This window comes from Mycobacterium sp. 852002-40037_SCH5390672, from assembly GCF_001665875.1.
Classification (GTDB): domain Bacteria; phylum Actinomycetota; class Actinomycetes; order Mycobacteriales; family Mycobacteriaceae; genus Mycobacterium.
The window spans coordinates 1-12,082 of the sequence record NZ_LZTA01000095.1 but is presented as its reverse complement, the minus strand read 5'-3'; the positions used below and the strand labels follow the sequence as shown (position 1 = coordinate 12,082).

10 protein-coding genes are annotated in these 12,082 nt (G+C 64.5%); 5 read left to right on the top strand and 5 right to left on the bottom strand.

What is annotated here, in order from left to right:
* Positions 1-504 precede the first annotated feature (504 nt).
* The 3 genes from A5782_RS16710 to A5782_RS16700 all read left to right on the top strand — a co-directional run bounded on the left by A5782_RS16710 (position 505) and on the right by A5782_RS16700 (position 4,291).
* Positions 505-1,878: a PPE family protein gene (locus tag A5782_RS16710; RefSeq protein ID WP_067102486.1), complete on the top strand. Its 1,374-nt coding sequence runs from the start codon at positions 505-507 to the stop codon at positions 1,876-1,878.
* Between the two features lie 266 nt (positions 1,879-2,144).
* Entirely contained in the window at positions 2,145-2,789 is a 645-nt protein-coding gene (locus A5782_RS16705) for a GAF and ANTAR domain-containing protein (RefSeq protein WP_231986709.1), read from the top strand.
* Between the two features lie 470 nt (positions 2,790-3,259).
* Positions 3,260-4,291: a fused (3R)-hydroxyacyl-ACP dehydratase subunits HadA/HadB gene (locus tag A5782_RS16700; protein WP_067102582.1), complete on the top strand. Its 1,032-nt coding sequence runs from the start codon at positions 3,260-3,262 to the stop codon at positions 4,289-4,291.
* 85 nt (positions 4,292-4,376) lie between these two features.
* Here the strand turns inward: A5782_RS16700 and A5782_RS16695 are convergent, their stop codons facing one another.
* From A5782_RS16695 to A5782_RS16680, 4 genes are read right to left on the bottom strand one after another with little or no spacing between them, the layout of a single operon-like run.
* On the bottom strand, positions 4,377-4,733 hold the full coding sequence (locus A5782_RS16695) for a Rieske 2Fe-2S domain-containing protein (RefSeq protein WP_067102480.1): 357 nt from the start codon (positions 4,731-4,733) through the stop codon (positions 4,377-4,379).
* Complete coding sequence (gene nirB / locus A5782_RS16690) at positions 4,730-7,249, bottom strand: nitrite reductase large subunit NirB (RefSeq protein ID WP_067102478.1); 2,520 nt, start codon at positions 7,247-7,249, stop codon at positions 4,730-4,732. Before nirB ends, A5782_RS16695 begins: the two co-directional genes overlap by 4 nt.
* Positions 7,250-7,265: 16 nt before the next feature.
* The gene (locus tag A5782_RS26530; protein ID WP_067102476.1) at positions 7,266-7,619 is read right to left on the bottom strand and encodes a molybdopterin oxidoreductase; all 354 of its coding nucleotides are present in this window, start codon (positions 7,617-7,619) and stop codon (positions 7,266-7,268) included.
* On the bottom strand, positions 7,612-9,741 hold the full coding sequence (locus A5782_RS16680; RefSeq protein WP_067102473.1) for a molybdopterin oxidoreductase family protein: 2,130 nt from the start codon (positions 9,739-9,741) through the stop codon (positions 7,612-7,614). Before A5782_RS16680 ends, A5782_RS26530 begins: the two co-directional genes overlap by 8 nt.
* Positions 9,742-10,204: 463 nt before the next feature.
* Here A5782_RS16680 and A5782_RS16675 point away from each other — a divergent pair, with 463 nt between their 5' ends.
* Positions 10,205-10,465 carry a hypothetical protein gene (locus A5782_RS16675; RefSeq protein WP_156623998.1) on the top strand — a complete coding sequence of 87 codons (261 nt, stop codon included), beginning with the start codon at positions 10,205-10,207 and terminating at the stop codon, positions 10,463-10,465.
* A 279-nt stretch (positions 10,466-10,744) separates the two neighbouring features.
* Positions 10,745-10,930, top strand: coding sequence for a hypothetical protein (locus A5782_RS16670; RefSeq protein WP_067102462.1), 186 nt, complete (start codon positions 10,745-10,747; stop codon positions 10,928-10,930).
* A gap of 135 nt (positions 10,931-11,065) precedes the next feature.
* On the opposite strand, the gene A5782_RS16665 is transcribed toward A5782_RS16670, so the two are convergent.
* Positions 11,066-12,082, bottom strand: a 1,017-nt coding sequence (locus A5782_RS16665) for an MMPL family transporter (RefSeq protein WP_156623997.1), incomplete at its 5' end; no start/stop codon positions are given.

Here is a 12,082-nt window from a genome sequence, read left to right as displayed (position 1 = left end):
TGATCGACCAACCACTTTGGCGCTTTCAACGCCGCGCTCGCCCGGATCTGCGGTGCCCCCGACGGTTGGGGTAATTGGGTATCAGCAGCGGGTCGATGCGCCCGCCCGTGCACCGGCATCAAGCCGGGTTGACCAGAATCTTCTGATCCGATTCTGCGTCGCCCGCTGCTGATCAGGCACGGCAGTTCCTCGGCGCACAACGCCATTGCGGCAGGTTAAACGCCAGCCACCAACAGGTTCCGCGTCCTTGGCGTCGGCTCATCCGCTTGCGATCTTCGCTATCGAAGCCGATTTCGCCTGAAATCGGTGCGCCAACTCGCCGATCCCGCGGTCAAGCCGCGAACCGCCGACTCGTCGTTCACCATGCCGCCTTTGCGCGACGCTTTGGCGACTTTCACTCACTCACAACTGCTTCAACTGCTGACCAGACGTCGTGTGTGACACCACCAACGTCAATCCGATGCCACGGCGTCAGCAAGGTCAACCAAGAAATTAGGGATAGAAATGGATTTTGGCGCATTACCACCAGAGATCAACTCCGGTCGGATGTACCTGGGGCCCGGGCCCGCGACCTTGCTGGCTGCCGCCGCGGGATGGGAGTCGCTGGCCGCCGAACTGGCTGACGGCGCCAGCAGCTACCACAGCGTGATCGCGACCCTGACCGACGAGTCCTGGTCGGGGCCGGCGTCGATGTCGATGGCAGCCGCGGTCATGCCCTACATAGCGTGGATGACGGCGACCGCCGGGCAATGCGGGCAGGCGGCCACGCAGGCCACGGCCGCCGCCGCGGCCTTCGAAACCGCGTACGCGATGACGGTGCCACCTCCGCTGGTCGCGGCCAACCGCGCTCGGGTCCTGGCGTTGATCCAGACCAACATCGTCGGGCAGAACACGCCGGCCATCATGGCGGCCGAGGCCGAGTACAGCGAGATGTGGGCCCAGGACGCCGCCGCGATGTACAACTACGCCGCCAATTCCGCCTCGGCGTCGACACTTTCGCGGGTGTTGGCGCCACCGCAGTCGACCAATCCGGCCGGCCTCGCCGGCCACATCGGCGCCGTCACCCACGCAGCAGCCCAATCCGGTAGCAGCGCGCAGTCAACGGCGACTCAGTGGGTCTCGGCGGTGCCCCAGACTCTGCAAGGCCTCTCAAGCCCCGGCTCATCCTCGAGCGCCGGTCTGTCGCAGGCGGCGATGGGCACGGGGGCGTCGCTGGGATCGTCGGGAGCCTCCGCCCCACTCAGTTCACTGTCGAGTTTGACCGGCGCCTCGGGCAAGGGGGCGACAAAGAGCGCGAGCACCGGTGCGGGCGCGGCCTCGGGACTGGCTTCGGCGCTCGCTGCCGCACCGGCAGCGGACGGAGCCACGGCCGGCCTGGCATCCGAAGCGGCCGGATACGGCGCCGACGGGGCCGGTTTGATCGCCGACGGCGGTGGAATCGGACTCGACCTCTACGGCCTCGACCTGGATTACCAGGGATTGGCACTCGATGAAGCGGGCGCCGGTTCCATCTTGGGGGCCGAGGGCAGCGCCGGAATCGCAGGCATGGGAGGCGCGGGCGCGGCGGCCGGTTTGGGAAACCTCGAGCCGCTGGCGGGACTGGGTCAGGGCGCCTCAGCGAGCGTGGGCCAAGCCAGTGCACTCAGCACCTTGTCCGTACCGCCGAGTTGGGGGGAAACGGTTTCGTCGGTCACCCCGCTGCACGCTCTCAGCGCGGTCGCCACGCCGGGTGGGGCCGCAGCAGCACCCGCGGCCCCACCCGGCGCCACGGTGTCCAAGCTGCCATTGGGCGGCATGGTCGGTCGCGAGTCCGAGGGCGCGGTGCAGCGCGTCGGCTTGCGGGTATCGCTGATTCCAAATTCGCCGGTAGCCGGGTAATGCACCAAATCGGTCACCACGCCGTCAAAGGGTGTACAAGCTGGTCGACTCCAAAGGAAACCGCGGGCCGTGCTTTCACGTTTTTCGCGGAGAGTCCGCGTCAGACCAAATGGGACGGTAGAACCAGCCGTTGAAGTCGTCCCGGCGCCGGAAGCGCATACTGGAGGGCAGTATCTATGGTGCGGCCTTTGGACGCGTGGAGCCCGTGCAGAAAGCGGGACGTTATGTCTAACGGCGCAGTATATGACCAGCAATTGAGCTGGGCGATGGCCGAACTTGCCAACAACTTCCCCCTCCAGGGGGCTCGCGTGGAAGATACGCTGGCCCGTGTCACTGCGACCGCGGTCGAACTGATCCGCGGCGTCGATCACGCCGACGTGCTACTTGTCGATCAGGAGCGGTTTGACTCGCTGGCGCCCACCGATCCGATTGCTAAGGAACTCGACGACGCCCAACAACGGTTACAACAAGGACCCTGCCTGCAGGCGGCGTTGGCTGACCCGATGATCCGCTGCACCGACCTGCGCACTGAACCGCGGTGGCCCCAATTCGCTGCCGAAGCAACACAACTGGGCATCTACAGCATGTTGTCGTTTCAGCTCTACACACACCGCGGCGGTGCCGGGGCGCTCAATCTGCTCGGGCGGACGCCACACGCGTTCACCCAGGAAGCCGAAGCACTGGGAGCGATGCTGGCCACGCATGCCGCGATCGCCCTTGCGGCTACCAACACGCTGCACCAGTTCGAGTCCGCGCTGGCCAGCAGAGATCACATCGGCCAAGCTAAAGGCATCCTCATGGAACGGTTTGACATCGATGCCGTCAGCGCTTTCGAGATGCTGAAAAAGCTTTCCCAACAGACGAATACGCCGATCCGTGACCTCGCCGAACGCGTGATCCAGTCGCGATAGCCGCGCGGGAAGGTTTCGCCGTTGTCGTATCGTGTAGAGCAGCGTTCAGGCGCGCGGCTGTCCCGGGCCTGCCGTACGCTTAGTCCCCGGTAAGTCATGAAGCGGCTGCCGGGGACGCTCATGTGATCTGTCTCGGCGCACTCGGACAGCCCGGCCGCCTCTGGTGTCCATTTCCTCCAGGCGAGTGCCGGCCCGGCGCCCTGCGCGCGCGCAGCATGCCGTCGCGACTCTCATTTGCGCCGCGACGCGAGGGCCGAGGACCGTGCGAAAGTCAACCATCACATCGGCGATGACGCCGCCTCGTCGAATGCGGGGACGATGATCCAGCCACTGTGACAGGGCGTGACGAGGATCAAAAGGTCGCCCGGAGACAAACCGGTGAGCGGCCGGCGACTTTTGCGACGGTGTTCGCACGTTAGTGTGCTTTGGTCGGCCCCGGCGAACACGCGATAAGAGAGTTGAGCAAATTCATGACCGCAGCAGCAGAACTGTCGGCAATCGAATTGCGGGTCGGCCATTACTACCAGGTCGACGACACATACGAGGTCGGCCGCGAGAAGGTGCGCGAGTTCGCCCGTGCCGTGCAGGACTATCACCCCGCGCACTGGGATGTCGCCGCCGCTGCTGAGCTGGGATATTCGGGCCTGGTGGCGCCGCTGACGTTCACGTCGGCCCCGGCCATGGCAGCCAATCGGCACCTGTTCGAATCGGTGGTCATCGGCTACGAGATGTACCTGCAGACCGAAGAAGTCTTCGAACAGCACCGACCGATCGTCGCCGGCGACGAACTGCACATTGACGTCGAGCTGTCATCGGTGCGCAGGATCGCCGGCAGAGACCTGATCACCGTGACCAACACTTTCACCGACACTGCCGGCGAGCGGGTGCACACGCTGCACACCACCGTCGTCGGCATCACCGCCGAGGATGTCGATCCGGCGATCAGGACGACCGCGCAGCAAGTGATGATGCACGACGTGAACCTCGCCGGAATCGACTACTCCGACGCGGCGTACCACAAGACGGTGCGCCCCGCGGGCGAGGTTCGGATCGCCCAAGGAGGTACGACGCGCACCCCGGGAACACTGTCCTTCGACGACGTGAACGTCGGCGACGACCTACCGGTGCACCACGCCCGACTCTCTCGCGGCGACCTGGTGAACTACGCCGGCGTCGCTTGCGACGCCAACCCACTTCACTGGGACGAGAACATCGCCAAACTGGCGGGGCAGCCAGATGTGATCGCCCACGGCATGCTGACCATGGGTCTGGGTGCCGGATACGGCTCGGCATGGTCGGGCGACCCCGGTGGGGTTACCCGCTACGCGGTGCGACTGTCCCAGCCCGCGATCGTGTCCGCTACCGAGGGCGCAGACATCGAGTTCAGCGGTCGGATCAAGTCACTGGACCCTGCGACCCGCACCGGTGTCGTCATTGTCGGCGCGAAGTCCAATGGCCGAAAGATCTTCGGCCTGGCGACATTGAACGTCCGCTTCTGCTGAGTTGGCGGCCCGGGTGACAGCGAAAGCCACCGCGGTGGCGCCGGAACGTTGAAGAGGACGTCGATCTGTTCGGCGGTCAGGGCTACTATCCTCGGGGCGAAATCGATTGGGAAGCTGTGCCATTGCGCTGTGGTGCCACTCGTACGCGAATAGTTCCATTGTCGTCGGCGTCCACGGGGTAAGCGGTCGTCGCCGCACCGCCGTTGGCTACCTCGCATCCGGTTACCAGGTCGTAGGTGAAGCCGTGCAGCGGGCAGATAACGACCCGGTCATCCGCCAGTCCGTCGGCCAACGGGCCGCCTCGGTGCGGGCACATAGCGTCCAACGCACGCAGTGAGCCGTCCCGCAGCCGGAACACTGCGATCTGCCGGCCTTCGACGGCGTAGGCGCGGGCCTCGCCTACCGGGATGTCGTCAATCCGACCAAGCGTGTAGTCACTCATCGCACGGGCACCTGCGGCAAGGCGATCAGCGGTAGAGATGTCTGGAATTGGTTCGGCGTGACCGGGTTTTGGCACTTGTCCCACGGGTCACGATATGAATCAACCGATTTCTGCATGTGGGCATCGAGCTCGTCGGCAATGCCGTCGCTGTCGTCGACCACTATTTCGCGGATCCGATCGATGCCCACCCGCGGCACGAATGCGTACGTGCGCTCGAGCCAGTTCGCGTTTTCCCGGTAGTACTGCAGGAAGCGGCCGGTCAAGGTGATGACCTCGGCAGTGGTGTCGACGGTGGCCAGCAGATCGCCTTTGCGCACATGCGCCCCGGCGGCACCACCGACATAGACCTGCCAGGCACCGCCCTCGATCGCGACGACACCGAGGTCCTTGCACAGCGCCTCGGCGCAGTTGCGCGGACATCCGGTCACCGCCAGCTTCATCTTGGCGGGGCTGGCCAAGCCCTGAAACCGCTCCTCTATCGCGATTCCCAGTGCGGTCGAGTCGCCCAGTCCGTAGCGGCAAAAGTCAGTCCCCACACACGTTTTCACGGTACGGAAGCTCTTGCCGTACGCGTAACCGGACGGCATCCCGAGGTCGGACCACACTGCAGGGAGGTCCTCCTTGCGCACACCGAGCAGATCGATCCGCTGACCGCCGGTCAGCTTGATCATCGGGATCTGATACTTGTCGGCGACGTCAGCGATCTTGCGCAGTTGCTCGGAGTTCGTGACCCCGCCCTTGACTTGGGGAATTACCGAGAACGTGCCGTCTCGCTGGATGTTGGCATGTACTCGGTCGTTGATGAACCGGCTGTCGTGCTCATCCACGAACTCATCACCCCACATCATCTCCAGCAACGAGGCCAGCGCCATCTTCGAGCGAGCATCTTCTGTACCGTCCGGTGCTAGCGCGGCGAACACCGATGACACCGAATGCAATTCGAGCTCTCTCACCAGCCGCATCAGTTCTGGCTTCCCGTACGGGATGGCGGGCACATACCAGTCGGCTGCCGCGTCCTCGGATATCTCGGCGCCGGCTTCGGATGCGGCCCACTCGACGATCTGGGCGACCAGGCCCTTGCACGACCCGCAGCCCTTGCCGGCGCGGGTCGCGTCCATCACGCCCGCCACCGAGGTCTGCCCGCTGTTGACGCAGCCGACGATGGCGGCCTTGGTCACCCCGTTGCAGTTGCACACCTGCGCGTCGCCGGACAGTTCGGCCGAACCCGTTGCCACATCGGGTGTTCCGATGTCGAACATCAGCGACACACGCTCCGGCGGCAGTGGAAGCCCCCGGTCGAAGGCCTGCATCAGGAACGCCACCTTGCTGATATCACCGACCAGTGTGGCTCCGATCAGCTTGTCGTCACGCACCACGACGGTCTTGTAGACGCCGCGCTTGGGTTCGCTGAATTGGACGAATTCGTCGTCGTCACGTTCGGGCGTCTTTACCCCCATCGCCGCGACGTCCACCCCGGCGACTTTGAGCTTGGTGGCCGTGCGTGAACCGTGGTACGCGGCGCGAAGGTTGGTGCCGGTCAGGTGATCGGCGAGCACGGTGGTCTGTTCCCAGAGCGGGGCGACCAGGCCGTAGACCTGTCCCCGGTGCTGTGCGCACTCGCCCACCACGTAGATGTCGTCGTCGTCCACCGACCGCATCTGGTCGTCGACGACGACGGCGCGTTCCACGGTGAGACCCGCGCGTTGGGCCAGACCGACGTTGGGTCGGATGCCGGCCGCCATCACCACCATGTCGCAGGCCACGCTGGAGCCGTCGGAGAATTCGATCGCCGAGGGCAGACCGTCCTGGGTGAGCATTCTGGTGGTCCGCTTGCCCGTACACACCTCGATGCCCAGGGCCTCGACCAATCGGCGCAAGATTGCGCTGGCCTGGTCGTCGAGTTGGGTGTTCATCAGGGTGGGTCCGCCCTGTATGACTGACGTCTGAAGTCCGCGATTCTGCAGTCCCCTGGCGGCCTCCAGGCCGAGCAGCCCGCCTCCGATGACGACGGCCTTCGATCGGCCTTTGACGAACTCGATCATCGCGTCGCAGTCATCGAGTGTCCGGAATCCGAACACACCGCGGGCGAGGGTCTTGTCGTCTTGCCAGATGCCTTCGACCGGGGGGAAGAAGGACCTGCTGCCGGTGGCCACGATCAACTTGTCGTAGCGCACGGTGGTGCCGTCGTCTGCGTGCACCAGGTGCGCGAAGCGATCGATGCGCACGATACGCACACCGGCGCGCAACTCAATGTTGTTGTCCGCGTACCAATCGAGCGGGTTGAGGTAAATCTCGCGGGCGTCGTCGGACCCGGCCAGCACGTTGGACAGCAAGATCCGGTTGTAGTTCCCGTACGGTTCGTCGCCGAAGACGGTGATGGCAAACTTCTGGTCACCGCCGCGGGCCAGGATTTCTTCGACCGCTCGCGCGCCTGCCATGCCGTTACCGACCACCACCAGCCGAGCCGGGGCGACCGGATTGTGGCCGTTTGTTTCGGGTTTTGCCAGTAAAGTCATCGTTTCTCCCGCGCGGTCAGATTTCAACCAGGCCGATGTCGATGAACACCGTGCCGTTCAATCCGTCGGGCGCGGCGATGAACACCTCGAGAACCGTGTCGGCGATCAGGTCCTCCACCACCCGAAGGGGCACATGCACGGCGTCTTTGGCCCCGATCGGGAAGTACCGCATGGGCGCACCGTCGCGCATCACCACCACGGTGATCAGCTCGTCGGTGCTGTTACCGCCGCGCAGGTACACCGGCTGGGTTATCGCCCCGGCGGGCACCACGTAACGCAGCGACGAGTCGAGCAAAAAGGGTGAATCGTAACCCTTTCCGTCGAACACGAACGCACCCTGCAGGAATCGGGGCCTGCTGTCATCACCCATGCCTCAGATCTCCTTCCGGACGGTCAGCGCTATCGGCTGTCTGTGGTGCATCGGCCCGCGACACGGCGACCGCGCAGACCTTGAACGACGGCATCCTTGAATGCGGGTCCAACTCGGGATTTGTCAGTCGGTTGATGCTGGCTGCACCACCCCAATGAAACGGCGCGAAGACCGTGTCCTGACGGATACCGGTAACCGTGCGTGCCGTCATCACGACCTGCCCGCGGCGGGTCCGGAGCCGGATCTTGTCCCCGGCTTGCACGCCGACGCGCTGGGCCAGCAATGGGTGCAGCTCGGCCACCGGTTCCGGCTGCGCTTCGGCCAGCTGGGCGACCCTTCGAGTTTGCGTGCCGGACTGGTATTGCTGCAGCACACGACCAGTCGTGAGGTAGTACGGGAATTCATCATCCGGGACTTCTCTGGCGCGAGGTTGCTCGACGGGGTGGAAGTGTGCCCGCCGATCGGGTGTGGGGAAGTCCTCGGCGAACAATCGCGGGGTGTCGGGGTACAGCGGGGACGGGCAGGGCCAGAACACCCCTTTTTCGGCCGCGATCCGCTGATAGGTGATCCCCCGGTAGTCGGCTTTGCCACCGGCGCTGGCGCGGGTCAGCTCGCCGAACACCTCCTCGGGATCGGCGGAAAACCCGTGTACCCCTAGGCGCTTTGCCAGATCGGCCATGACGTCGAGATCGCTGCGGACTTCATCGGGAGCTGCGATCGCCATCTGCCGCAGAACCACCCGACCTTCCAGGTTGGTCATCGTCCCTGACTCTTCGGCCCACTGGGCCGTGGGTAACACCACATCGGCCAGTGCGGCCGTCTCGGAGAGGAAGATGTCGGAGACCACCAGGAAGTCGAGGTCGCTGAGCCGCTCGGCGACATGCAGCGAGTCCGGCGCCGACACCGCGATGTTGGATGCCATCACCCACAGAGCGTGCACCCCGTTGGGACTCCCTATGCCGGAGAGCATTTCGTACGCTGAGCGCCCAGACATCGGTAGGTCGTCGGGGTCGATCCCCCAGACCCCGGCGACGTGCGCGCGGGCCGCCGGATCGTCAAGTTTGCGATAGCCCGGCAGCTGATCACATTTCAGACCGTGCTCGCGACCACCTTGGCCGTTGCCCTGACCTGTAATCGTCGCGTAACCACAGTACGGGCGACCCGGCAACCCCAACGCCAGAGCAAGATTGATGTAGGCCTGCACCGTGTCGGTTCCCCAGGCGTGCTGCTCCGCACCGCGGGCAGTCAGGATCATCGCGCGCTTGGCGCCGGCCAGCAAGCGGGCCGCGGCCACCACGTCGGGTTCGGGTACACCGCAGATGCGTTCAACACGGTCCGGCCAGTACAGCCGCACCGCGCGCCGCACCGCCTCGAAGCCCGTTGTTCGCTCGGTGACATATTCCTCGTCCGTAAGCCCCTCGCGGACAACCACGTTGAGCAGACCATTGGCCAATGCAAGATCCGTGCCGGGCACTGGCTGCAGGTGAATCTCGGCGCGGCCCGCCGTCCCGGTGCGCCGCGGGTCCACGACAATATGCTTGGCGCCGCGGGCAAGGCCCTCGTCGAAATACTGCATCGCGGGGGGCTGGGTATCGGCCGGGTTGGCGCCCACGATGAGGATGACGTCCGCCCGCGCGAGATCGGCCAGTGGAAAAGGCATTCCGCGGTCTAGCCCGAACGATCGGATCGACGCGGCGGCGGCCGAGGACATGCAGAAGCGCCCGTTGTAATCGATCGCTGATGTCCGCAGTGCCACTCGTGCGAATTTGCCGAACTGGTAGGCCTTTTCATTCGTCAGCCCGCCGCCGCCGAAGCACCCCACCGAGTCTCTGCCATGTTCGCGTTGCGCCCGTTGGAACTCCGCGACAATCCGTTCGAGCGCCTCGTTCCAGGTCGCCGGACGCAGCGGTTCGTCACGCCTGTCACGGATCAACGGCCGCGTCAGCCGGTCGGGGTGGCTGAGCAGGTCGGCGGCAGTCCAACCCTTAGCACACAAGCCGCCGCGGTTGGTCGGAAAGTCATTTTGCGGTGCAAGCGCAACCGAACCTCCGGACACCTCAAGGGTGATCCCGCATTGCAGCGAACAATACGGGCAATGTGTATTCGTCGGCACCGCCGCCATTGGCGATTACCGATCGGCTGATAAGCCGCCGGCCCTTCGGCCGGCTCGCCTGAATGAACCTCCCACTGACGCCTCCCGATCGGCTCTCATTGGCCAAAACTACGGTCTACGTGTTTCGGCGCCATTGCCATCCGTTGTCCGGGCCACTACCACGCCCTCACGGCCCATCAGTGCCGGCGTGGCGCCTCGGCGAAAGTGACATCGGCGCGCAAGGACGTTCACCCAGACCCGCGCCGTTGCCGAGCGCAAATGCCTCAGCGCCACCCACTCGTTTACTGCACGAAGTTCCGCTAATCCCGTAGTTCGTGTAGTACACAGAGCCGGACCGGATCGCGCTTGGCCCTTGAGCTTCACCCAGCCATACCGGCTCGCCTTGGCGGCTGCACCGAGTGCCATCGAGGTGGTGGGACCGAGTACCACCTGGCCGGGCTGAGCCAGGCTTTACAGGCGCGCGGCCAAGTTGATGGTGTCCCCGATCGGTGTCGTGATGTTCTGTCTCACCGGCGGCGGCATGTCACGCCACTATTTCGACCTCGTCGGCCGGCGACGATGGCGGCGCCCCGAAGAACTCCGCAACTGTCCCGACCTCACTTTGTTCCAGCTTCCCGCCGGCGGCCACAACCACAACGTCGCCCCCAACCGAGCACACCTGTGGTACCGGCTGATCGCCTGGTCCCACAACCTAGTCAGCGCGCCCCGCAGCTTCCCGGTGCCGGCACCATGACCAGCACTGCGCCGAAAACCAATATCGCGCTCGCTCAAGCGTTTCTGGCCGCCTTCGACGCCGGGGACGCCGAGACACTCTCTGACCTGCTCCGAGGGTGTGCGCAAGTTGGGTGCTGGTCGCTGGGGTCTGCACTTGCCATGCGATGCGGGCGCGAGGTCGGTACTATCTACCCAAGCGGTCATTCGGCAGGGCGACGCAGCCTGACGAACCGGGACTGAGGCCTCGAAGCGGCCATCGAAATCTTCGCTCCTACTCCAATTTTCGTGAGGGATAGTTATGCGCGATGAACTTTTTTCCGGCTTCAGTGATAGCGGATGGGATGCGGCGCCCTGGGACGTCGAACCGACATTCACCGATGAGGAATTGCAGATCCTTCTTAACCCGGCGTTGTCGGTCACTGAGGCCGCCGATCGCGTGGGATGCGCCGAACACGACGTTCGACGATTGCGTCGGGCGTCCTGAAACAGCGTTCGCGCTGGACAAAGCCGCGGGGCGGCGGGCGCGAGCCTTGCGAACGCCATTGAATCGCACCGGCTCTCAACTCTCAACCAGGGCAATCAGGACGGACGGCCCCTGCAATGGACAGGTTCGTCGCGGTCAGGCGTTGGTGGCGGATTTGGCTGGCGTCGGCCAGGCCGAGGGGACCGGGCGCTGCCGCACTCGTTGTGGCCACCAGAACCACTTGCCCAGCAGCGCGGCGATCGATGGCGTCATGAGCGACCGGATAATCAGGGTGTCGAACAGCAGACCCAGTCCGATGGTGGTGCCGACTTGGCCGATGACCGTGAGCTCGCTGACCGCCATCGTCATCATGGTGAAGGCGAACACCAGCCCCGCTGAGGTGACGACCGAGCCGGTGCCGCCCATCGCTCGGATGATGCCGGTGTTCAGGCCGGCGTGGATCTCCTCTTTGAAGCGCGATACCAGCAGCAGGTTGTAGTCGGCGCCGACGGCCAGCAGGATGATTACGGACATGGCCAGCACCATCCAGTGCAGCTCGATGCCGATCAGGTGCTGCCAGATCAGCACCGACAGGCCGAACGATGCACCGAGTGAGAGCAAGACGGTTCCCACGATGACCGCCGACGCCACCACGCCTCTGGTGATGATCAGCATGATGATGAAAATCAGGCACAGTGAGGAGATTCCGGCGATCAACAGGTCGTAGTTGGCGCCGTCTTGCATGTCTTTGAACGTGGCGGCGGTGCCCGCGAGGTAGATCTTCGAGCCCTCCAGCGGCGTGCCCTTGAGTGATTCGTAGGCGGCCTTCTTGATCGCGTCGATGTGCGAAATGCCTTCTTGCGACATCGGATCACCGTCATGGCTGATGATGAAGCGCACGGCATGCCCGTCAGGGGAGATGAAGTTCTTCATGCCCCGCTTGAATTCGGCGTTGTTGAATGTCTCGGGGGGCAGGTAGAACGAGTCGTCGTTCTTGGAGGCGTCGAACGCCTTGCCCATGGCGCTGGAGTTCTTCTGCGCCTCGTTCTGCTGATCCTGCAGACCCTTCTGGGTCGAATACATGGTCAGCATCGTCGTTTTCATGGCCTTCATGTTTTCGATCATCGACGGCATCAGCGCCACCATCTGGGGCATCAGGGTATCGAGGTGATC